This window comes from Enterovibrio calviensis DSM 14347 (genome assembly GCF_000621165.1).
Lineage (GTDB): Bacteria > Pseudomonadota > Gammaproteobacteria > Enterobacterales > Vibrionaceae > Enterovibrio > Enterovibrio calviensis.
Genome location: NZ_JHZA01000001.1, coordinates 1,042,567 through 1,063,101 on the forward strand (window position 1 = coordinate 1,042,567; position 20,535 = coordinate 1,063,101).

Sequence of the window (20,535 nt, forward strand, 5' to 3'; positions counted from 1 at the left end):
AGAGTGCGGTTTGACTGCTTTTCATTTATTGGTACGGCATTTGCTAAATACCCAATTGTGCTTACACGCACAGCTATACTCACTCTCCCCCGACACGGGGATAATTAGTTAGCGCATACTCCTTTGTAGTTTGTCCCCGCTTGTTTTGAACAGGCGGGGATTTTTTTTCGGCCTACCTCTCGAAATTCAACCTACTGTGATCTTCGTTCAATCTCTTTGATATGTAACAGTTTTTGCTTGTTTCTGTATCTGCGTGATCTGCTTCAATTTAGGTGCTGAATCGATGCTTTGCTGCAAAAAAAAGGCGAAAGAAATGTAACTGACTAATTACATTCCGAATCGTAGTGCCAAACTTGAGAATTTATATTCGCGACGAAAATTAAGTGATGAAACAGTAATAGGGAGCACATAACCAACATCCAATACGTGGAGAAAAATAACAATGTATAAAGGACTTAAGTTTACAGCGGTTGCCGCATGTGTAGCAGGGGCACTCGGTATGAGTGCATCTGTATACGCTGCACCAACGCACGATAAAGCCGTGATTGGTTACCTAACGCAATGGGAAGCGTGGAAAGGGACTGATGCAGGTTTTAGCGTCAAAGGCGAAGCAACCCACCTAAACGTAGATATGGACATCTACTCCATTCTTAATTTTTCATTCTTTGGCGTGGCGAAGTAGGAAAAAGGTAGTTAGACTGCACTCGACCCAATCAAAGCAGTAAACACCAATGAGCAACTATCTAATTCAGTACACCCGTATTTCTTCACACTCTCAACGTCTTGGTACAGGTCTTCAAGGGCAGGCATTGTCTCAAGAGGAAATGAACCATCTATGTTCTACCTATAACGTCATTCCTTACCATGAGACCTTCTGTGATTCAGCAGTAAGTGCATTCAAGGTGTCAGCTAAAGACAGACCTGCATTTAGTCGTATCCTAGCTAACTTGGAATCAGGAGCGTTCTCTCCTTCATCAGTTTTGGTTCTAGCTAACCTCGACCGTCTATCACGTCAGGACATTCATACTGCATGTACAACACTTCTATCTGTTATCCAGCAGGTAAGGGTGTATATCGTTCAAGAGAGACGTTTGTTCAGTAAAGATGACCCTGACTTAATGATGGGTTTAATGATGGCTCTAGCAACACTACAGAGGGGGCATGATGAATCATTAGCTAAGAGTACTCGAACCAATAAGTCTAACTTGGTACGCATCCAGAATCACAAGGATGGTATCAAAGGGAAGAATGGTAATAGCCTCTCTATCACTTCTGGTAAGTACCCTATGTGGGTAAAGCTAGTTGATGGAGAAGTTACCATTGACCCAGCTAAAGCGGACATTGCAAGGGAAGTGGTTCGGTTAATGATTGAGGGTAAATCTATTAGTCAGGTACAGCACTGGCTTGTAGCTAATCATCCTTCTATCAAGTGGGGTGAAATGTCCCTACGTCGATTACATACACGTAAGACTCTTATTGGTGAGTTCAGTATCACTATCAATGGTGAGAAGCATGTACTTCATAATCATATCGAACCAATCATATCTGAGGCTGAGTACTACCGATTAGTTGCAGTTAGGTCTGAGCATACTGCTACACGTATGAAGAAGTGGGATAACGTTTCTATCTTCACCGGATATAAGAAATCGTACTGTAGAAGCTGTGGTAGTCCTATGACTACAGTAATAGATAAGAACAAAGAGTCTGTACGTTGTAGAGGTGGTTCAATCTACGATAAGTGCCCTAACCTAGTTTGCATCAAGACAGACTATCTAGTAGCTGCATTACGTGAATTGAATTTCAGCTTTAAGTCCCTTGTTCCTGAACCATCTACTTCACTGTTACCTATGCTCGAAGTTAAGTTGAAAGAGTGTGGTGATGCAGTAGCGACGATGGAGAAGGATTACATGGAACATCAGCATTCTTTCTTACTTCCATTAATGGCTAAGAAGCATGAAGAAATAGCTGCCCTAGAAGCTCAGATTGAAGAGGATAAGGTTAAGCAATCTAATCACATGGGAAGTATCTTTGATACGCTTCCTGAGACTCCTGAAGAGTTACGTGAACTGCTTATGAATCTGACCCAATCAATGAAGTTCTACAAGGTGAAGAGAGGTAACACTCTTACCACTATCTACTTCAAGAATGGGTTCATTACATCTATCTACTTAGCTTACGGTAAGGTGGTTCAAGCTGGTTTGCTTACTGGTTCAAATGAAGGTGATATTGAGTTGCTAGATGATGTGAAGTTCAAACAGTGGATTGAAGAGGGGAGGTTAGATGATTGGATTCGGTGAAGGGTAGATATGAAGAAGGGAGCTAAGTGCTCCCTCTTTGTTACTTTGCATCTACTAATTCTGTGGTTTCTCTAATGGTGTCTCGAAGAACAAGTAGACTAGCATTAACTCGAACCATACTCTTTGTGAATTGGTTCGCTGTAATCGTAAGCTCCTTGTTACCTTCAATAATATAATCAACACATGCATTAGTAAGTGCAGAGATTTCACTATTTACGTTATGGATAGTACCCATCTCATAAAGTAGTTCACATGGGTCACTGGTCTTTGTAGTGGTATCTGCTATTGCATTTGCTGAACCAAGACATAAAAGGGTAGCTATTAATAATCGTTTCATTAAAATGAGTCCTGTGGTGAGGTTTAGTTAATTCTTCTGAATGGTGTTACTTAATCTTATTACTGTGGTGTTTGCTTCCTTGGGTCGGAAGTCTTAATTGGGTAGTCCTTAGTGGCTACCCTTTTTCGTTCTTGTACCTAGTTGGTATGAATAACGGTGCATCTATCTCTTTCATGTAGAAGTCTCCGATAACTCGCTACACCGTTATTCAATGACTTCATTTTATCTCTAGGTAATATGAGACAGAAGACTTATGGACGGCTATAAGACAGCAATCTAATGAATGGGACTAATTAGTTTCAGGTATAAAAAAGACCATCACTAAGGATGGCCTAGTATTGAATCTGGTATTGGTTCTAGTTAATTAACCAAATAGTGTCTGTGCTTGCACTGATTGAGTTGGAGCACCTGATTTAAGGGCATTACCCTTATTACCTTTTACACGGTTAACTAGCTTACCACGGTTAGCCTCAAGCCATTGTTCAATGAACTTTGGTTCAGTCTTAGCATTAGCTTCTGCACTTGTACGACGTTCAGCATCAAACACCTTGGATAGTACATTCTCTTTACGGGTTTCACCTGTAGGAACGTATTCACCTGACATTGCATCTTTGGTTGTCTTATCTACTTCTTGCTCTGTAAGGGCAATGTGAATCTTCTTACCTAGTACGTCCATGAACACTTCACGTTCGCTATCTACTTGAGTCTTCAGAGTAGCATCATAGGTCTTAACTGTTTTAAGTGAAGGAGTCTGTTCATTGAAACCTTTACCTGAAGCTAGACGGAATAGTGAATCAACCATTGCAAAGCTAGGCATTGGTCTTTTATCACCAGTCTGCTTATCAGTGTAAGTAAACTCACCAGCTTTGTTAGAGATGGTAATAGTCTCTTTATGAGCACGTTCTTTACCATCAATCAGTAGAGCTAGTTCAATGGATACAAATAATGCACCTGACTTCCAAGCATCAATATAAGCCATCTTAATAGCACCTACATAAACATCAGTTGGAACAGTAAAGCTACCACCTAGAGTATCTTTATCTTCAACTTTAACGTTAGCAGCAGCTTGTTGTGCTTTAGCAAATAGAGACATGGTTTATTCCTTCAAAGTGACTATTGATTAGGTGCGGGAATATAACCACTTCAATGTAACTAGAATAGACACGATGTGAGAATAAATAAGAAAGGGGAGGGAGAAGAGTGAACCAGTAGTATCGAGTCCGCCAAGACAATTAAAGTGAGTCTACTGGTTCGGGCTGCAATATAGTGAATGGTCTTATTGGATACAAGTCTGTATGTGAGATTAACTAGAAGGGTATTACTAGAAGGGTATTAACTACTACATAAGTACTTATGTAGTAATAATAGAATAAGAGTTATGAAGATTTAAAAAAGGGAAAAAAATGTAACTCATTAATGATTGTGTTTTTATTGTCGATTTTTCGGGGTAACTGTCAAGATAGTCATTTTGTTGCAAAGGGGATGCTTAAAACTACTCTGTGATATTAGTCACACATGAAAATACTGTTCGAACACTTCTTGTTCATGACCCATGAAAGCAAATAAAAGACCTCCGAAGAGGTCAGTTAACTTACGAACAGATGTATTACCGATTAATTCTTATAAACCGTCTTTATCCATTTGGCATACTCCTTACCAGTAATCTCACCTTTCACTAGTTGGTCATGCTTACGTGCTAGTTCCATCTCCTTCTTAGTACGTCGAGTTCTTTTAGGAGATGGTTCAAGTTCAGGTATGTTTGAGTAAGGCATAGTGCAATCCTTTGGATGATGTGTTCTTAGCATTATCTCATATCGCTCTATGGGCTGACCCAAGTAATCAACAGGGCATCAGGTTAGCTGTTAGGGATAGGTCAGAATTTTCCATCAGAATTTTCCAGTACAATTTTCGTACACTTTTAAAACTTTCCAAACAGAATTTTCCATTGCTTACCTACTTGGAAAAAAGTGGAGGTGATACCCTCTCAACCCTTGGTACACAAGGCTTCACAGAATTTTCCAAGAATTTTCCATTAGAATTTTCCAAGAAAGAAAGGTAATGAAGGAATTTTCTTTCCACCTCCTCCCTATAAGGGAGGGGAGAAGAAAAATCTTACCCAGCAAGTTATAGAAGATAAAAGCAATGCCACTTCTAAAGCTAAATGGTTAGGAGATTGGTCTACTTCAAGCTACATGTTCGATAGCTTAGTTGGATTCCCATTTAACTTGAGAAGAGGCTCAGATGAGGGACTATGAGGGTTAAACTGGTTAAGGTTATTAAGTAGTAATTCATATCACACCAACACATCCTACCCCTTGCAGGGGTGTCTGTGTCGGAGTGATGGTAGGAGCAGGGGAAAGCATTATTCATTTCTCAATCATCAGCTCTACCACCTTTACCGTCACTCCCTAAGCAAGTATTCACCTTTCAAGGAAGCCAGCTTGCTGGGTGACGATGGAAGGTTAATGCTTGGGAAAGGGTGTGACATATGAATACCCACTTAAAAGAAATAACCCCTATCCAAAGATAAGGGTTAACTTAATTAAGACCAGATACCTTTATGATTAGGGAAAGGTACAGCTACCATCAATTGCATGGTATGAGTCTCTTCAATCAACTTAATATGAACACTCACTTCACCAGTGTAATTACCTTGGTTCTGATAAAGGTCTGTCTTCACTTCTGTCTCAGGGTCTAATACCCAATCAGGTAAGCTACATGGTTCGACAGCATCTAATACATACAAGCAACTTAAAGCCTTACGTACAACAGCCTTAGAATCAACGTCAGGAGCGATTGAGAAGGTAAAGCTACAATCATATCCCTCAACAGGTGATTTAGTTGTGTAGGACTGTAGAACCACTTCATTACGTTGTTGGTTCTTAGCACATTTGATAGTTGCAACAGCAGCAGCATTGATAGTCATTATAGTTTCCCTGTTATTAAATTAGTTTCACAACAATCTTTGAACGTAGGTTAAGTGATACACACACCTTTAGAATGCAATCGTTCAGTTCTTCTAGTTGGTTCATGGGCATTAAATCAGTAACGTCATATAGGGCATCACAAGCATGTGTAATAGCCCATTGTCTACTTGAGCCTGCAATGACTAGGAGTTGGCTATTAATAAGCTCTACGAGCTTCTCAGCATCAAATTGACCATCTACATCTACTGTAATCTCTACAGTCCCATTGTTTATTCCCATAGGACGATTAACAGTAAGTAACTCAATAGACATCTTCATAATCCTTTTCTATTAGTCCACGTCTTATGAACCAAACTACTCACCGGAGGTGAGTTATATAGGTACTCTGATGGATAAAGAAGTTCTTAAAATAATATATTAGTAAGCTCTAATACTCGAACTCACTAATAAAATGCTGGAAGCATTTCCCCTGATTTATCATCAACACCGCAACACTCATTTAAGCTCACTGAGAAGCCCACTACGAAGAGATTGGTTCTATGGTAAGTAGTTCATCTATTTCACATAGTGGTGACCACTGAGGGTCACCCAACTAAGTTATTGAATTTAGTAGTGTGGTAAAAGTTTACCACCCCTTTCTTTAAGGGTTTGGGGTGTGTCCGTAAAGTCTCGGACACTACTAAAAACAAGTAGTTACCCTTCATAGGGAAGATTGAACTGAGCTTCATCATGAGCTTGTTGGTTCATTATCTCTGATAGCTGTTCTTGTAATGCTGGAACTAATTCAAGAGGGATTGGAATAAACCTGCTAGCAGTCTTTGAAGTTCTAAGTGTAATTATTAGTTGGTCATTGTTATTGATGAATAATTGTTCTAGTTGAGGCTTCATTAAGCTATTCCAAATATATCTGTGAAACATTTCACAGAGGGTTTTAGGTTATATTTCTTATTGTATAGCTGAGTTATACAATAGCTCCATCGGGTTGAGACAAGAACTTAACCCAGTTCTTTAAAAGCCTGAGAGATAATTATAATGAAATCTGTTTTAAGAGCATTCCGTATTCCAACAGAACTTTCTGAAGCAATCGACAAGATGGCAGAAGAGGAAACGAGAACAGTAACTAATATGGTGCTGGTCTTGCTGAAGGAAGCAATTAAAGCTCGAAAGAATTCTAACTAAGAAATGAAAAAGCCCTGATATGTGGTCAGGGCTTAATGTTTACTACAAAGGAAACAAGATTATGTTACTACAAAAAACAACCACTGAAAACCTACAAGAAGTTATTAAGATGAACGGTGGTGTTATCGCTACTTCTCAATTGGCTACAGTACTTGGTAAATCACATCAACACCTTACAGATAAGCTGGCTAAATCTTGCACGCTAACGAATTTCGTGACCGTTCAGGAATCGTACAATTCTGGTAAGAATACTCGAACTGCTTACCTACTACCTGAGAAAGAAGCTATGGCTTTGGCTATGAGCTACGACATGAACTTAGGTATGAAGGTTTACCAAGCATTCCAAGATTACAAGGCTGCACTGGAAGCAGTTCAGAATGCTACTTCACTTGCTGAAGCTAAAGCGATTGCTAAGGAAGCACTCAACGTAAGAATCTTTGAGGCAATTGGTTCTAAGCATGGAAAGGTTGGTTCTCTGTTGAATGAAGCCTTTATAGAGAATACCCCTGCTAAAGCTAACGCTCTTATTAGAGGTGAGTACCGTAACCAAGCTAATGTTCTGAATGCAGACATTGCTTACCGTAAGAAGTTCTTGGAAGCATGGATTAGAAGTATTGATACTCAGGTTGTCATTGCTAAAGAAGCTGAAGACTTTGTTCAAGTGCTTGCACTAGGCAATGAAAGAGGCAAGGTGATTGCCATTCAGAAGCACATTCTTGAGTACAACCTAACTAAAGCTGAACAACGTATTAAACAGTTGGAAGCTAAGGAGCAGACACCGGAAGTTAAGGCTGAGTTGGCTGCTATGGTTCAAGAGGCTTCAAATGTAATCCCGACGTTCACAGGTATTTCTTCTTTCTTCACAGCAGAAGACATTGCTGCATCAATCAAAACCAACTAATTGAATAGGGAGGCTACGGCTTCCCTTTTTTGTATCTGGAGATACGACATGAGAATGACACCTAAGAAGACCATCACTGAATTAAATCTGATTGGTTCAATGCTACTAGAGTTACATGCCCAACTACCTGTTAGTGAGTTTAATGAAATGCTCCACAATCAATTCTCAAGGGTTTATGCAAAGGAGAAGGGCATTACACCTAGTAGAGCTAACCGAGTGCTTAGAGGTGCAATGAGGCTTACTGAGTTCGGTAAAGGATGGGAATATATCGGTAAGGCTAACGTGTTAACCGGACTATTCAAGAAAGGTAATGAACTTCTACTTCGATATGCTCAAGAGTTAATGAGTCAAGTAGGTGGTAGCAGGGCTTACAAGACTGCTGCTAATGAAATCAAACGATTGATTAAGTTGGTTCAGGCTAAGTTTGATATTGCTGAAGCTATCCATGTATCAAGACTAACCTTTGATTGGTACTAACATGAAGCTGATGAAGTTCCAGTATCAAGAGAGAGTAGTTAGAAGTGTTACCCCAACAGACAGGAAGTTCAACGTTAAGTATGGTCTACGGATGACTGAGAAATACTTATCCTTACCTCCGAAGTATCAGAAGATAATAGATGAGGCTAAAGATAAAAGTGAAGCATGGTCACTATTGTACTTTGCTGGTATCGCTAAATAAGGAGTAGCTTAGGCTGCTCCTTTTGTCGTTTATAGGGTATAAGATTCTTGGTTCAATTCTATTAAGGTAATGACACATGCAGGCATGGTTAGGGTGACTTTTGATTGGTAATACCCTTAATAACTTGTATACTTCCGTTGTTGGCTAGGTCGGCTTAATTACCCGACTGAACGAGGTTCGCTTATTCCTCTGCCAACATCCTCCTTCCTAATAAGCATTAAAATGAGCGTACTAATATGATTAAGAAGATTCCTGCCGATATGGTAGAAGGCAGCACATTTGTAACTAAGCATTGTGGTGATGTAGTGGTTCTCGAATATACCAACTCAAACCATATTAAGGTTAAGTTTATTAAGACAGGTTACGTGACCGTAGCTGCGTCGGGTAATATCCGTAAAGGTGAAGTAGGAGACCCTCTACAACCTTCATTGGCCGGAGTAGGCTATATGGGTATAGGTAAATACCCCACTAAGAGTTTAAAGACTGGGAAATGTAATAAATGTTATGTTCTTTGGGCTGGCATGATTAATCGCTGCTATAACCCAACCAGTACTCCTTACAAGTTCTATGGTGCTAAAGGTGTACGTGTGTGTGATGAATGGCACAACTACCAGAACTTTGCAGCATGGGCTAATACTGCTGGTTACTTTGAAGGTGCTCAACTAGATAAAGATGTGCTGGGTGGGGATGTTAAGTTGTATAGCCCTGAGACTTGTCAGTTTATAGATAAAACAACCAATGTGGTGTTTAGTGGTGCTAAATCTTTTAAATTTGTATCACCTGTAGGTGAAATTGTAACAGGTTCGAATATTCGTGTGATGGCAGAAAAATACAATTTGAGTTATTCATGCATGGTACAAGTGTCTTCAGGTAAAATTAAAAAGCATAAAGGATGGAGTTTAAGCCTATGAGCCTCACTTGCGGTGAATGGTACGAGAAGATGATTGCTCTACGTTCGAAGGAATGGGAACAGCTTATTGAGAGTGGTTCGATTAAAGCAGCAATGGTTAAGATGAATGATGTGGTTGCGTACAAGCAGATGTTAGAAAGGGTAAGTCAGTAGATAAAAGAAAGGCCACTACTAAGAGTGACCTAAACGATGACTACCAATGTAAGACTCATTCGTAAACCATCTGGAGACATTACTAATAAACAGAAACTAAATGGTATGTCATATGTCATCACATGTACAGCCATTATATTTACAGTCACTAGGTTATATTGTATTATCTTTACATCAACTAACGGCATTAAGTTAATTGGTTCGATATAGGACGAAGTACAAGTTCTGCATTAAACGAATTGAATTAAAGCGGTTACTTCAGGAAGGTTAACTCTGAAATGAATTAGTAGTGGTTAAGGCTCACAATGGTAAACCGAAAGGTCAATGCAGTGATACCCAAGACTACGAAGGCTCAAGAAGGAAATAGACTTCCAACTATAATTGAATTGATTGTTACCCTAGCTAGGTAATGATTAGTTCATGTAGATGAGACCGGATAGCTACCAATCTCACCTACTAGCATAAGCCAGCCTAGAGCTGGTTTTTGCACATCTAAATTCCCTACAGTACTGCCATCTTCATAATACTCCCCAACTCAATACCAGATGCATTAAGTGCGGCAGTCAATGCCAGTAAAGCAGCAGCATACTTAGCTAACTTACTTTCTACGGCAGTTACCCTAGCTTCAAGTGTTTGGTTCGATTCCATCAATGTAGTAAGCCGAGCAATAGCCATATCTAATCTATGAATAGCTTGGGTCACGTTTACATCTGATTGACGGATATGAGCAACTTCCACTGCAATGTTTTGTACTTGGGTCTCAACAGCACTGAGACGCTCGTTCTGTGTTTCCATGAGTATTCCTTTGGATTAATTAACACATCTCTTCTGGATGCTTACCTTAGTAAATAACAGATATAAAAAAACCAGTCTACGAAGACTGGTTTAGTACCTTTGTTTATCTCTTTAGGTTAGAGGCTTATACAGACAGCAGGAGGTGCGCTTATAAGCTGAGTCAGTGATTATTGTGTCCTATCAACGAGCATCATTTCAGATGCCATAACACTTCAAACCACATTTATTATTATTGTTATTATGGTTCGCTTGGATAGCCATCACACTCTCGGCTTCCATCTTTGTCTAACAAAAAATCTACGCCACCACCGTTACGTACCGCTTACTCTTAATTGCTAACTCTCGGTAATAATCATCACGACAGTCACAATCACAGAATACTGCTGAAGTAACACTTAACTCTTCCTCACAGTAATTACAGATGCCACGTTTCATTGTTGGTTCGACCGTTGAAGTTCTGGCTAAAGCAATTGCTTCATGTAACACAGCATCACAGTAGTCATTAACCTTATCAATTAAGTCCATCTATATACTCTCGGTTGAGTTAAGTTAGGTCGTAAGATATAGATAAGCTCAGATTAAGTAAATACCAATAATTATAATAATAGGTAGTTTCTGTGAAGATATTAGCAAGAACTGAGCATTTTAATCCTAAATATGACCTGAAATTGGTCTGTAGTTGTGGATGTGGGAATTCAGTCTCTCAAGGGTTACTTGATAGGGTTGAGCTAGTACGTAGGTTATTTGGCAAGCCCATGAGAGTTACATCGGGATATAGGTGTGAGGCTTACAATAAGAAGGTAGGTGGAGCTAAGAACAGTATGCACCTTACTGGTAATGCAGTAGACATTGCATGTACTGATTCAAGTGATAGGGCAAGGTTAATTAGGTTGGGTCTACATGCTGGCATGAGTATAGGTATTCGTGAGGATATGATTCACTTCGACATTAGACCACATCAGATTGTATTCACTTATTAAGCCCTGAGAGGCAACAGGAGAAGAGTTGATATTCAAGGGTATCAGCATCAAGTAAAAGAGAATGGATGCAGGACAGGGGGGGATAGATGGGGTGTAGAAGTACATATATACATAACCCACTAATACTCGTTTATACACTAATTCTGCTCGGAGACTCTTTTTTTCCTGAGTGGTAACTGTTAGTAATAACCGTATCAATAGGCTCTCTACAGTGACCGTAGGAGGCTTATCTTTATTGGTTCAGGTGAATGTATGCCATTACCAAAGCTCTGTTCTGAGAATGGATGCAAGACCATATCTAGGGATGGTTCACATAAATGTATTGCTCACAGGAAGGTTAGACGTAGAAATGAAGTGGTAGAGAGAAGTGCCTTCTATTTAACTCCAAGATGGAAAAGGTTCTCTAAATCATTACGTCAACGTAGACCCATTTGTGAGTGCTGTAATAAAGAGATTGCTACTGATGTAGACCACTGGATAGAACGAAGCATAGACCCATCTGAGCTTTATTGGTTCGATGAAAGGAATATGGTTTGTCTCTGTAAAAGTTGTCACTACAGGAAAGGCAACAAATTACGTAGATGGATTCAAGACAATGACCACAAGCAAATATATCAATACCTCTGGAATTGGCATCCTAGACCGTCTGAGAGGGATTATCTCAACGATTGGATACAAGAGGCAGTTAAGGAAAGAAGCCAAGGCTAAGCGTAAATACGAGAAGCTGTGCAGGAAGTTTAACTTCGGTATTAACCCTAGTGCTACTCGTGAATATTACCTTGTGATGAATGGTTCTCTCTTTCGGATTCTGTTCTTGGAAGTGGGTTTAAGTATCACTGATGGTGAGGGTCAATTCGTTGAATGCCAGTTAACCAGATTGAAAGTATTGAAAGCCTTCGTTAAGAACAGCTAATTACACCTTACCTAAAACAATAATAATAAAAAGGTAATGAGATGAAACTTAATGCTATGCCCTCGGCAATTCAATTGCCACCTAAAGACCTACAGAAATACACCTCAATTAAGAACATGCTTGAGGCTGAACGAGCACTACAACCAAGTGACTTAGATGCTATTGCTTTGATGGTTCTGAACATGGGAATCATGAATGATGCTTTGGTATCTATCCGTACTGATGGTGTAGTTCTGGTGTCTGTTACTGCTCACGGTCAGGTACACAAATCTAATCCTGCTAACGAAGTATTTGCACGAGCAAACGTAGCTGTTAAGGGATTGATGGAGCAGCTTCTAATGACACCAAAAGCTAAGGCTTTGATTGGTTCAATTGCAGAGAAGGTAGAGGAAGAAGACCCACTTACAGCAGCATTGAAGGCTCGTTCTAAGCGAGGCAAGTAATGTGGAAGTATTGGGATATTGGTTCTGTAGATATTGAACAATATAACTACCGATTGAATGAACCAACTCTAGTAGATGCTTATGGTTTCTCTATTCTCGGTGATTACTTTCAAGGGTATCAGGCAGCACATCAGTATGCTTACGATGTACTTACTGGTGTTCGTGTAGCAGGTCAGGCAGAGATTGCAGCATGTGAACGATACATCTATGACCTTCAACGTGAAGACCTTGTATTTGATACTGATGAGGTAGATTTCATTCTGCTTATTGCTAACCAGTTGAAGCACCCTAAAGGTGCTCTAGCAGGTGAACCATTCAGGCTACTACCATTCATGCAGTTCATTCTTGCTCAGATGTTTGGATGGTTCTATTCGGAGAAGGCAAGGGAAACACTACGTTATGAAAGAAGGTTTATAAAGACCTCTTGTTTCGTTGCTCGTGGTAACAGTAAGACCTGTCTAGCAGCAGTAGCTTCTATTGCTAATATCCTGACCAATGAGAATGGTTCACCTACAGGTATCTGTGCTGCATCGGTAACTAAGCAGGCTCGTTTAGCATTCGAAGATATTACCAAGATGATTAAATCTAGTGCTCCTAGTATCAGGAAGAGATTTGAGATTCTACGTAATGAAATCAGATGCCCTGATGACGGACGTATCATCATTGCCAGTAGTGAAGCAGATACTCTTGATGGTATTCGTGGTTCAGGCTTACAGCTATGTGATGAGATTCATGCTCACTCTAGCAGTGCTGTAGTAGATGTTCTTTCTACTGGTATGCAATCCTCTAAGAATCCTCAGATGCTCATGATAAGCACGGCAGGTACGAATACTCAGGGTTATGGTAGAGAGATATTCGACTACTCAGTAGATGTAGCTAAAGGTGCTCAGGAGAATGATAGATTCTTTTCTATTGTGTACACCGTAGATGCTGGTGATGAAGCTGATTGGAATAATGAAGCTGTATGGGTCAAAGCTAATCCGGCATTAGGCCATGCAGTATCACTTGAGGGTTTACGTGCTGCTTATAGTGAAGCTACTCGTAATGCATCAGCTAGGGCTAACTTCCTTACTAAACATTTGAATGTATGGTGTGACTTCGATGAAGCTAATTATGTTGATAGCTCTGACTTATTTAAGTGCCGTGATAATTCACTCAGTATTGATGATTATGTAGGTAAGGTTGTTTACTTGGGTCTGGACATTGCATCTGTAAGTGACTTGAGTTCACTGGTGTATATATTCCCTAATGAAGAAGGTGGTGTTGATGTATTTCAGAAGTCATATCTACCTGAATCGGCATTGATGACATTAAAGCCTAGCCTCAAATCTAAGTACTACGAAGCCAATAAGAAAGGTGAGCTTATATTTACTCCGTCAGAGATTACTGATATGGAGTACATAGCTAACGATATTGTTAGTGCAAGTGAGCTTTATGATGTTCAAGGTATTTCGATAGATGCGGCAGCAGGTGGTACTAAGTTTGCCTATGACTTATTTGATGACCATCAATTAGAAGCTGTAGCTGTAAAGCAAGGTTTCGGATTAAGTGAGCCAGCAGTAATGCTACAAGCATTGGTTAAGTCAGGTGGTGTTAGATATAACTCAGACCTATTTGAATGGTGCATGGTAAACGCATTGGTTCTTGAAGGTAGTCAGGGTGATATTAGAGTGGTTCGTAATAAAGCTGACCACTCGAAGAAGATAGATGTATGTATTGCTACTGTCATCGGATTATCTCAGACCATTCTGCAATCTAGGAAGGTATCTGTATATGAAACTCAAGGTTTAAGATTCATTTAAAGTTTAAGGTGAACAATGTTCTTAACTAAATCAACCGGAAGAGTTGATGGTTTAGATTCACTACAACTACACAATATGATTTCTGGTTCAGGGCAAGCTGTTAATTTTGATACAGCAATGCAAGACCCAACTATTAAAGCGTGTGTTCGTGTTATCTCTCAGACCGTCTCAACTCTACCGTTAAAGTTATACAAACGAACCAATACACTTATTGGTAAAGAGTGGGTTGAAGATAGTACTTCAATGATGAGTGATGTGCTTACTCGTAGACCTAATAAGCGACAGACTACTCCTGAGTTTATTGAGCAGATGGCTGCTCAGTTGGTTCTATTCTCTGAGTACTATGCACTTATTAATAAGTCTCCGAACGGTAAGGTTACATCTCTTATTCCTTTCAATAGTCCACAGCAGGTATCACCTGTAGAGACTACAGACGGTGGTATTCAATATCACTGTATGACCAATGAAGGTAAGGGATTAAACCTAACTCAAGATAGCCTACTGACTATCCGTGATATGTCTCTGAACACCTTTAAAGCGGTAGATAAGATTGCCACTTCAAAGAGTTCTATTGGTCTAGCTCTAGCAGCTACTACCAATGCTGAAGCCTATTACCGTCAGGGTTCAAGGTCTGGTGGCTTCCTTATGATTGATAAGGCTTTGTCAGATAACGCTATGACAAGGTTGAGCCAGCAATTCAATGACCACTACGGCGGTGGTGAGAATGCTCATAAGATTGCAATCCTAGAAGACGGTACTAAGTTTGCAGCCAATCCTTACAGTATTAAGGATGCTCAAGTACTAGAGGCTCGTAATGCTTCTATTCGTGAGATTGCAGCAATCTTTGGTGTACCTGTATCTCTACTTGGTATTTCAGACCCAAACATGAAGGACATTGAAACTATCAATGCATTCTTCTACAAGTCATGCCTACAGTCTTTGATTTCCAAGATTGAAGCACGATTGAATTTAATGTTACCTCGTGACTTTGCTATTCGTTTTGATGTATCAGAATACTTGAAGGGTGATATTAAGACTCAAGCTGAAGTTATTGAGCGATTGTTTACTCGTGGTCTTATTAGTCGTAACGAAGCACGTAAGCGAATGAACTTGCAAGCTGATACTACTGATGAGGTTTATGTAGTTGGTTCGAATAACTTAGTGTTTGGTGCAGTCGATGATTTCACTAACCCTGCTTATAACAATAATAACAATGTAGGTAATTCTGATGTCTCTTAAAACTCTTAGCTTGCAAATTAAATCCTTTGATAGTATTGAAGATGAAGAAGGTGTATTCATTGCTTACGCTAACGTAAAGAATGTAGTAGACCGTGTTCGTGATTGTACTATTGACGGTTGCTTTGATGGTTCAGTAAAACGAAGTAATGAGACTGGTAAGTTTCCAAAGATGCTATTACAGCACGACTACAAACAAGTTTGTGGTGTGTGGCTTGAAATGGTTGAAGATGATTACGGTCTCAAGGTAAAAGGTAAGTTAGCCCTTAATACAACCATTGGTCGTGAGACTTATGAGCTATTAAAGATTGGCGCATTAGATGCCCTGTCTATCGGCTATAACGTTAAACGTGAATTCTACGATAAGGCTACGAAGATTACCTTCCTGCAAGAAGTTGATGTTCGAGAAGTTAGTATTGTTACGTTTCCTTGTAATGATGAAAGCCTAATTGAATCTGTTAAGTCAGAAGATATTGCACGAGCGATTAATGAAGCAGAAGAACCAACCCAAGAAGAAACTGAAGTGGTCGAAGACACCGTTGAAGTGCCTGTTGGAAACTCTGACGAACTTCCTGATGAACTTACTAAACGATTAAATAGCTTGGTTCTGAATATCAAAGCCAAAGCTGCATAAAACAAAACACAATAATAATAATAAGAAAGGTGTTATATGGAACTTGCTCAAAAGCTAGATACTCTTGTTACTGGTATCGAATCTCAAACTGTTGAACTTGATTCAGTGAAATCAGATATTGCTGACCTGAAAGATGTAATCATGGGTCTTGAAGCAGCTAATGCTGAAGAAATTGAAGTTAAAGAAACCACTGAAGAACTGAAAGTTAAATTCTTCGAAGTTGCTAAGTCTGGTGAAGGTTTCCAAACTGACCTAGTTAAAGACGGTGAGATTAAGTCATTCAACGTTACTGAAGATGCATCTGCTGGTGCTGGTGTTGTTACCGAAGTTTCTAAGAACATCGTTACTGCAATGCTGGAAGACCACAAGCTAGTAAAACTATTTGGTCGTGAGACTGCTGGTTCTACTAAGTTTGAGAAGCGTGTTCAGGTAGGCCGCTCTGGTGCTCGTTGGGAAGGTGAGAATGTAGACGGTGTTAATGGTGAGAGCACTGGTACGCCTACTTTCGCTACCGTTCGCATGACTCATGGTAAAGCTGTTGCTACTCCTGTTGTTACTCAAGAAGCACTGAAAGACCCGTTCTTTAATGCTGAATCATTTGTAATGACTGATGTACGTAAGCAGATGGGTCGTCTTGTTTGTGAAGGTCTGTTGGATGGTGACGGTGTTGAGAAACCTAAAGGCTTCTACAAGCACTTTGGTGCTACCCCTAACCATGAAACCTTTAAGCTAGTTGAGCTTGCTCACGGTACTGATGCAGAGCTACTTGAAGCACTTCAAGCTATGCAGTTTGAGCTGAAGTCTGGTTATCTTGCTGGTGCTAAATACGTAATGGAACGTAAGTTCTTCCAACGTGTTTCAGGCATTAAAGATGGTCTAGGTCGTCCATTGATGCAGGCATCTTTGGATAAAGAAGTGGCTGGCAAAATCTTTGGTTTCGACATTGTAGTTGATGCTAATGCTTCTACTGATATTCCTGTTGTATTGGGTCGTATTGACGAAGCGTTTAAGGTTGTTGAAATCCCTACTGCACTTGAGTTTGTACGTAACCCGTACAAGATTGACTTCTGTGTTCAGTACACCATTGCTACCCGTGTTGGCGCAATCGTAGGTGATGCTGAAGCTGTAGTTGGTTTGAAGGCTGCTGCTGCTCGTAAAGCTAAGTAATTAGTCTGGGAATGTAATTAAGGGAGTCCTAGTGACTCCCTCTTTTGTAGGTGAGATATGCATTATCAAATCTTGTCCAAAGATGACATTGCTGAACAGCTTCTATCAATGGAGATGGTTCAGGACTACACACGAGTCTATGACCCTCAAGATGAACCACTACTAAAGCTGTATCGTTCTGCTGCTATTCAGTTTGCAGAGACTTACACCAATAGAGTATTTGGTTCTGCATCTGTTGCAGGCTCATTCGATACATTCAAGAAGACCGTGTACTTACCTTTGGGTAATGTCGTTTACGTTAGTCAGGTTATGGCTTACAACGGTGACACTCTTGAGGTGCTTGATGGTTATCGTTTCAACCAAGTAACCAAGCAACTTATCTTCACTAAGGACTACTCCAAGCACTCTGACTTCCAAGTGGAGTTCTTTGTAGATTCCCCTCTAGGTGTAGTGGCTGCTCCTTTGATTATTGGGATGCTAAAGCTCATTGCTACATGGTTCGAGAATAGAGAAGACATTAGTAACGGTGTATCTGTTGCTCAAGTACCTATGAACCATCGTTATTGCTTTGACTTGTACCGTATTAGTCCAGTGGGGTAAGTATGCGTATTGGGTTAATGAGAACGCGCTGTGAGTTCTGGGACGTTGTTAAGGCAGTAAACGAGTACGGTATTGAGGAAGAGGAAAAGAAGCTCCTGTACAAGTGTCCTGTAGCCATTAAGGAACTAGCTGCTGAGATTACTGGTGATACTACTCGTTCTATCTTGAATACCGTTCAGGTAACAATGAGATTCAGTCGAGCCATGAAGAATCCTACCAGTTCGATGTACTTGGTTCTCGATGGTATTGAGTATGACATTCTTACACCCCCTAACAATCATTGGAGGCTGAACAAGTACCTTACATTCAATGCTGTAATGAGGAATAAGTAATGGCCTCAAAGCGAACTCTAAAGCACGTAACAGGGCTTAAAGAGGTTGAAGCTATGTTGGACTCACTTACTGATTCTAAGTTTAGGAAGGCAGCTTTAAGGGCTGCTGGCAGGAAGGCATTAGACCCAGTAAAGACAACATTGCAGAGTAAGATTCCAGTAGGGGATTCAGAGCAAGATTCATATAAACACTATCAAGGTTCATCTAAGAAAGAGGGTTATACCTCTGGTGATTTACGTAATGGTGTGAAGATAAAGATTGCCGTGAATACCGATAAGAAGATTAGAACCAATAGCTCAGGATTTGCTAAAGGCAATATGACCTCTGAGTTATTTGCTACTGTCACGTTTGATAACCATGTATATAAGCTGGCTTCCATATTAGAGAATGGTCGTCAGAAGCGTGTAGCTAAAACTCGTAATGGTAAAGTGTTCCATTACTTCGGTAGTCCTACTGATATGGTTCAAAGAGATATTGGCACTTTCAAAGGTAAGCACTTTGTTAGTTCTACTTTTGCTGAACATGAATCAAGTATGGTGGAAAGGTTTAGAGTTGAGCTTATTGGTTCGATTGATAAACAAGTAAAGAAGATGGAGAAAGCAAATGCTCGAAAGTAGTCTAATTGGTTACTTAAAAGAAGCATTCCCTTCTGTTCCTGTTTACTCGTTCTATATTCCTGAAGATGCTCCAAGCCCTGCATTTTGTATTGAGAATGCTGGTAGTGGTATTGCTACTCAGAGATATAACAATGACAACATTGTAAGCAGGGTGATTAAGTTAACCATCTCTTCTAACAGTGTTAGTGATATATACAATGATAAACACTTGCGTGAGTATCTTGAATCCGCTAATACATTAGGTGAGTTGAAGGTTCTATTGGTTCGTATCAATAACTTTGCTGATAGCTTCAACCAAGAACAAAAGATATTCGAACGTACTTACACAATAACAATAAAAATAAAGGAAAGTGCATAATGGCTGGTATCGAAGATATTTCTATCTCTAACTACATGAGCATCAAGATTGATGCTGTTGAGATTACCGATATTGAAAGTTTCTCTGGTCTATCAGAAGAGACTAACTTCATCGAAGTTAAGCAATACAACCGTTCAGCTCCACGTAAGCTAGTTGGTTCTAAAGCAAGCTCTACTGTAGAAGTTACCTGTTCATTGAATCCGGCTTCGGCTTCTTACACTGCATTGATGGCTGCAAAGCAAGGTGCAGGCTCTAAGCCGTTTGAAGTTACCTACTTCCAAGATGCTAACAAGACTGCTGGTAACTCTGTTACTCGTACCTTCACGGGTCTGGTAGGTAGTTACTCAGAGAGTGCTGAATACGATGCTCAACGTACTTGTACTTGGGTTATCAGTATCGACTCTGATATTGCATTCGAGAACGGCTCAACAGTTAAAGCTAAGGCTTAATCTTAATAGGGGTAGAAACTACCCCTTTACCTCCAAGGGTAATAGTAATGAATAAAGAAGCATTCCTTTCATTTGGTATTAAGCATCAGAAAGTAACTATTGAATCTATTGGTTCTGAAGTGTTTGTACGTCCTATGTCATATGCCGCTACTGCTGCAATGTCTTTGTGTGCCACTGTTCAAGACCGTTTCTTGGTTGCTGCTGTATTTGGTCTGGTTGATGAAGATGGTAAACAACTATTCACCTTGGAAGGTAAGGATGAATTAAGTACAGCTATGCCTATGGCAGTAATTCAAGAGATTGCAGTTAAGGTAATTGAGATTTCATCTATTGGTTCTGACTCACTAGTAAAGTAATACGCCAACTCTCAATAGACTCTGATAGAAAGTTCCTACTGCAATTATCATTGAAGTTAGGTATTCCAATCTTTGAATTGGAGCAGTGGGACTTATCAGTAATAAATGAATACAAAGCTCTTAACTATATTAGTCCCTTCACAGATGATGCTCAGGCTTACAGGGACGGCTTACAGTTGCAATTCATGTATAACCAGAATGTAAGCAAGAAGAAGGATATGAAGTTAGCAACAGACTTCCTACCTTACTTAAAGCCTGAGCAGGAATGGTTGGAACACGAGTTAGTTAAGAAAGCTAAGAAGTTTATTGAGATGTGTCGCTCTGATGAAATGTTGGCAGACACTATTAGTAAGATTAAAGAACAAATAGAGATTGAAGCCAATGAACCATCACCAGATAAGTATCTAATCACTAAGTTAAGTGAATTGGTTCAGAAGCATTCCAAAGGGCAGTCTTAGTACTGCCTTTCT

26 protein-coding genes and 1 pseudogene are annotated in these 20,535 nt (G+C 39.9%); 21 read left to right on the forward strand and 6 right to left on the reverse strand.

Translation table 11 applies throughout. From position 1 onward, the window contains the following. Positions 1-442 precede the first annotated feature (442 nt). Both Q365_RS0104460 and Q365_RS0104465 read left to right on the forward strand, forming a co-directional pair. A pseudogene (locus tag Q365_RS0104460) lies at positions 443-679 on the forward strand (glycosyl hydrolase family 18 protein); the annotation flags it as partial. Between the two features lie 52 nt (positions 680-731). Continuing rightward, complete coding sequence (locus tag Q365_RS0104465) at positions 732-2,297, forward strand: recombinase family protein (RefSeq protein WP_028022217.1); 1,566 nt, start codon at positions 732-734, stop codon at positions 2,295-2,297. 40 nt (positions 2,298-2,337) lie between these two features. Here Q365_RS0104465 and Q365_RS0104470 read toward each other — a convergent pair whose 3' ends face one another. From Q365_RS0104470 to Q365_RS0104495, 5 genes are all read right to left on the reverse strand, one after another. Beyond that, a complete protein-coding gene (locus Q365_RS0104470) occupies positions 2,338-2,634 on the reverse strand; it encodes a hypothetical protein (RefSeq protein ID WP_028022218.1) in 297 nt (98 codons plus the stop codon). 364 nt (positions 2,635-2,998) lie between these two features. Further along, positions 2,999-3,727, reverse strand: coding sequence for a hypothetical protein (locus tag Q365_RS0104475; protein ID WP_028022219.1), 729 nt, complete (start codon positions 3,725-3,727; stop codon positions 2,999-3,001). A gap of 1,449 nt (positions 3,728-5,176) precedes the next feature. Then, on the reverse strand, positions 5,177-5,560 hold the full coding sequence (locus Q365_RS0104485; RefSeq protein ID WP_028022220.1) for a hypothetical protein: 384 nt from the start codon (positions 5,558-5,560) through the stop codon (positions 5,177-5,179). Between the two features lie 16 nt (positions 5,561-5,576). Beyond that, entirely contained in the window at positions 5,577-5,873 is a 297-nt protein-coding gene (locus Q365_RS0104490; protein WP_028022221.1) for a hypothetical protein, read from the reverse strand. Positions 5,874-6,254: 381 nt separating this feature from the next. Next, complete coding sequence (locus Q365_RS0104495; protein WP_028022222.1) at positions 6,255-6,449, reverse strand: hypothetical protein; 195 nt, start codon at positions 6,447-6,449, stop codon at positions 6,255-6,257. A gap of 144 nt (positions 6,450-6,593) precedes the next feature. Between Q365_RS0104495 and Q365_RS26320 the strand changes: the two genes are divergently transcribed. The 5 genes from Q365_RS26320 (at position 6,594) to Q365_RS26650 (ending at position 9,383) form a co-directional block, all read left to right on the forward strand. Further along, positions 6,594-6,740 carry a ribbon-helix-helix domain-containing protein gene (locus Q365_RS26320; protein ID WP_081796130.1) on the forward strand — a complete coding sequence of 49 codons (147 nt, stop codon included), beginning with the start codon at positions 6,594-6,596 and terminating at the stop codon, positions 6,738-6,740. Positions 6,741-6,801: 61 nt separating this feature from the next. Beyond that, positions 6,802-7,641, forward strand: a complete 840-nt coding sequence (locus Q365_RS0104505; RefSeq protein WP_028022223.1) for a Rha family transcriptional regulator — start codon at positions 6,802-6,804, stop codon at positions 7,639-7,641. Positions 7,642-7,689: 48 nt separating this feature from the next. Further along, a complete protein-coding gene (locus Q365_RS0104510) occupies positions 7,690-8,118 on the forward strand; it encodes a hypothetical protein (RefSeq protein WP_028022224.1) in 429 nt (142 codons plus the stop codon). Between the two features lie 438 nt (positions 8,119-8,556). Continuing rightward, positions 8,557-9,231 carry a hypothetical protein gene (locus Q365_RS25420; RefSeq protein WP_051563730.1) on the forward strand — a complete coding sequence of 225 codons (675 nt, stop codon included), beginning with the start codon at positions 8,557-8,559 and terminating at the stop codon, positions 9,229-9,231. Next, positions 9,228-9,383: a hypothetical protein gene (locus Q365_RS26650; protein ID WP_155858985.1), complete on the forward strand. Its 156-nt coding sequence runs from the start codon at positions 9,228-9,230 to the stop codon at positions 9,381-9,383. The genes Q365_RS25420 and Q365_RS26650 overlap by 4 nt, the downstream gene beginning before the upstream one ends. 501 nt (positions 9,384-9,884) lie before the next feature. Here the strand turns inward: Q365_RS26650 and Q365_RS0104530 are convergent. Then, entirely contained in the window at positions 9,885-10,178 is a 294-nt protein-coding gene (locus Q365_RS0104530; RefSeq protein ID WP_028022226.1) for a hypothetical protein, read from the reverse strand. A 617-nt stretch (positions 10,179-10,795) separates the two neighbouring features. On the opposite strand from Q365_RS0104530, the gene Q365_RS27415 reads away from it, so the two are divergent. The 14 genes from Q365_RS27415 (at position 10,796) to Q365_RS0104600 (ending at position 20,523) form a co-directional block, all read left to right on the forward strand. After that, a complete protein-coding gene (locus Q365_RS27415) occupies positions 10,796-11,158 on the forward strand; it encodes a D-Ala-D-Ala carboxypeptidase family metallohydrolase (protein ID WP_051563731.1) in 363 nt (120 codons plus the stop codon). A gap of 595 nt (positions 11,159-11,753) precedes the next feature. Continuing rightward, positions 11,754-12,071: a hypothetical protein gene (locus tag Q365_RS26875; protein ID WP_162176363.1), complete on the forward strand. Its 318-nt coding sequence runs from the start codon at positions 11,754-11,756 to the stop codon at positions 12,069-12,071. A 41-nt stretch (positions 12,072-12,112) separates the two neighbouring features. Then, positions 12,113-12,514 (forward strand): P27 family phage terminase small subunit, encoded by a 402-nt coding sequence (locus Q365_RS0104545; RefSeq protein ID WP_028022228.1) that lies wholly within the window; start codon positions 12,113-12,115, stop codon positions 12,512-12,514. Continuing rightward, a complete protein-coding gene (locus tag Q365_RS0104550) occupies positions 12,514-14,316 on the forward strand; it encodes a terminase large subunit (protein WP_028022229.1) in 1,803 nt (600 codons plus the stop codon). Before Q365_RS0104545 ends, Q365_RS0104550 begins: the two co-directional genes overlap by 1 nt. Before the next feature lie 15 nt (positions 14,317-14,331). Then, positions 14,332-15,555, forward strand: coding sequence for a phage portal protein (locus Q365_RS0104555; RefSeq protein ID WP_028022230.1), 1,224 nt, complete (start codon positions 14,332-14,334; stop codon positions 15,553-15,555). Further along, the gene (locus Q365_RS25430; protein WP_051563732.1) at positions 15,545-16,186 is read left to right on the forward strand and encodes an HK97 family phage prohead protease; all 642 of its coding nucleotides are present in this window, start codon (positions 15,545-15,547) and stop codon (positions 16,184-16,186) included. The genes Q365_RS0104555 and Q365_RS25430 overlap by 11 nt, the downstream gene beginning before the upstream one ends. 36 nt (positions 16,187-16,222) lie before the next feature. Continuing rightward, positions 16,223-17,353 carry a phage major capsid protein gene (locus Q365_RS0104565; RefSeq protein ID WP_028022231.1) on the forward strand — a complete coding sequence of 377 codons (1,131 nt, stop codon included), beginning with the start codon at positions 16,223-16,225 and terminating at the stop codon, positions 17,351-17,353. Positions 17,354-17,410: 57 nt separating this feature from the next. Beyond that, on the forward strand, positions 17,411-17,953 hold the full coding sequence (locus tag Q365_RS0104570) for a hypothetical protein (RefSeq protein ID WP_028022232.1): 543 nt from the start codon (positions 17,411-17,413) through the stop codon (positions 17,951-17,953). A gap of 2 nt (positions 17,954-17,955) precedes the next feature. Continuing rightward, entirely contained in the window at positions 17,956-18,285 is a 330-nt protein-coding gene (locus Q365_RS27495) for a phage head completion protein (protein ID WP_035024354.1), read from the forward strand. Then, a complete protein-coding gene (locus Q365_RS0104580) occupies positions 18,285-18,902 on the forward strand; it encodes a hypothetical protein (protein WP_028022234.1) in 618 nt (205 codons plus the stop codon). The genes Q365_RS27495 and Q365_RS0104580 overlap by 1 nt, the downstream gene beginning before the upstream one ends. After that, on the forward strand, positions 18,889-19,260 hold the full coding sequence (locus tag Q365_RS0104585) for a hypothetical protein (RefSeq protein WP_028022235.1): 372 nt from the start codon (positions 18,889-18,891) through the stop codon (positions 19,258-19,260). The genes Q365_RS0104580 and Q365_RS0104585 overlap by 14 nt, the downstream gene beginning before the upstream one ends. Next, complete coding sequence (locus tag Q365_RS0104590) at positions 19,260-19,709, forward strand: hypothetical protein (RefSeq protein ID WP_028022236.1); 450 nt, start codon at positions 19,260-19,262, stop codon at positions 19,707-19,709. Before Q365_RS0104585 ends, Q365_RS0104590 begins: the two co-directional genes overlap by 1 nt. 47 nt (positions 19,710-19,756) lie before the next feature. Beyond that, complete coding sequence (locus tag Q365_RS0104595) at positions 19,757-20,065, forward strand: hypothetical protein (protein WP_028022237.1); 309 nt, start codon at positions 19,757-19,759, stop codon at positions 20,063-20,065. Between the two features lie 50 nt (positions 20,066-20,115). After that, complete coding sequence (locus Q365_RS0104600) at positions 20,116-20,523, forward strand: hypothetical protein (protein ID WP_051563733.1); 408 nt, start codon at positions 20,116-20,118, stop codon at positions 20,521-20,523. The last annotated feature ends 12 nt before the right edge of the window (positions 20,524-20,535 follow it).

What these genes read in the sequence shown, in the direction of transcription:
- Q365_RS0104555 (WP_028022230.1), top strand. Translation starts at nt 14,332, where the DNA reads ATGTTCTTAACTAAATCAACCGGAAGAGTTGATGGTTTAGATTCACTA.
- Q365_RS0104590 (WP_028022236.1), top strand. Translation starts at nt 19,260, where the DNA reads ATGGCTGGTATCGAAGATATTTCTATCTCTAACTACATGAGCATCAAG.
- Q365_RS0104530 (WP_028022226.1), bottom strand. Translation starts at nt 10,178, where the DNA reads ATGGAAACACAGAACGAGCGTCTCAGTGCTGTTGAGACCCAAGTACAA.
- Q365_RS0104490 (WP_028022221.1), bottom strand. Translation starts at nt 5,873, where the DNA reads ATGTCTATTGAGTTACTTACTGTTAATCGTCCTATGGGAATAAACAAT.
- Q365_RS0104505 (WP_028022223.1), top strand. Translation starts at nt 6,802, where the DNA reads ATGTTACTACAAAAAACAACCACTGAAAACCTACAAGAAGTTATTAAG.
- Q365_RS26320 (WP_081796130.1), top strand. Translation starts at nt 6,594, where the DNA reads ATGAAATCTGTTTTAAGAGCATTCCGTATTCCAACAGAACTTTCTGAA.
- Q365_RS0104510 (WP_028022224.1), top strand. Translation starts at nt 7,690, where the DNA reads ATGAGAATGACACCTAAGAAGACCATCACTGAATTAAATCTGATTGGT.
- Q365_RS0104485 (WP_028022220.1), bottom strand. Translation starts at nt 5,560, where the DNA reads ATGACTATCAATGCTGCTGCTGTTGCAACTATCAAATGTGCTAAGAAC.
- Q365_RS26875 (WP_162176363.1), top strand. Translation starts at nt 11,754, where the DNA reads ATGACCACAAGCAAATATATCAATACCTCTGGAATTGGCATCCTAGAC.
- Q365_RS0104475 (WP_028022219.1), bottom strand. Translation starts at nt 3,727, where the DNA reads ATGTCTCTATTTGCTAAAGCACAACAAGCTGCTGCTAACGTTAAAGTT.
- Q365_RS0104595 (WP_028022237.1), top strand. Translation starts at nt 19,757, where the DNA reads ATGAATAAAGAAGCATTCCTTTCATTTGGTATTAAGCATCAGAAAGTA.
- Q365_RS0104545 (WP_028022228.1), top strand. Translation starts at nt 12,113, where the DNA reads ATGAAACTTAATGCTATGCCCTCGGCAATTCAATTGCCACCTAAAGAC.
- Q365_RS26650 (WP_155858985.1), top strand. Translation starts at nt 9,228, where the DNA reads ATGAGCCTCACTTGCGGTGAATGGTACGAGAAGATGATTGCTCTACGT.
- Q365_RS25430 (WP_051563732.1), top strand. Translation starts at nt 15,545, where the DNA reads ATGTCTCTTAAAACTCTTAGCTTGCAAATTAAATCCTTTGATAGTATT.
- Q365_RS27495 (WP_035024354.1), top strand. Translation starts at nt 17,956, where the DNA reads ATGCGTATTGGGTTAATGAGAACGCGCTGTGAGTTCTGGGACGTTGTT.
- Q365_RS0104570 (WP_028022232.1), top strand. Translation starts at nt 17,411, where the DNA reads ATGCATTATCAAATCTTGTCCAAAGATGACATTGCTGAACAGCTTCTA.
- Q365_RS0104565 (WP_028022231.1), top strand. Translation starts at nt 16,223, where the DNA reads ATGGAACTTGCTCAAAAGCTAGATACTCTTGTTACTGGTATCGAATCT.
- Q365_RS0104550 (WP_028022229.1), top strand. Translation starts at nt 12,514, where the DNA reads ATGTGGAAGTATTGGGATATTGGTTCTGTAGATATTGAACAATATAAC.
- Q365_RS0104585 (WP_028022235.1), top strand. Translation starts at nt 18,889, where the DNA reads ATGCTCGAAAGTAGTCTAATTGGTTACTTAAAAGAAGCATTCCCTTCT.
- Q365_RS0104470 (WP_028022218.1), bottom strand. Translation starts at nt 2,634, where the DNA reads ATGAAACGATTATTAATAGCTACCCTTTTATGTCTTGGTTCAGCAAAT.
- Q365_RS0104495 (WP_028022222.1), bottom strand. Translation starts at nt 6,449, where the DNA reads ATGAAGCCTCAACTAGAACAATTATTCATCAATAACAATGACCAACTA.
- Q365_RS0104580 (WP_028022234.1), top strand. Translation starts at nt 18,285, where the DNA reads ATGGCCTCAAAGCGAACTCTAAAGCACGTAACAGGGCTTAAAGAGGTT.
- Q365_RS0104465 (WP_028022217.1), top strand. Translation starts at nt 732, where the DNA reads ATGAGCAACTATCTAATTCAGTACACCCGTATTTCTTCACACTCTCAA.
- Q365_RS25420 (WP_051563730.1), top strand. Translation starts at nt 8,557, where the DNA reads ATGATTAAGAAGATTCCTGCCGATATGGTAGAAGGCAGCACATTTGTA.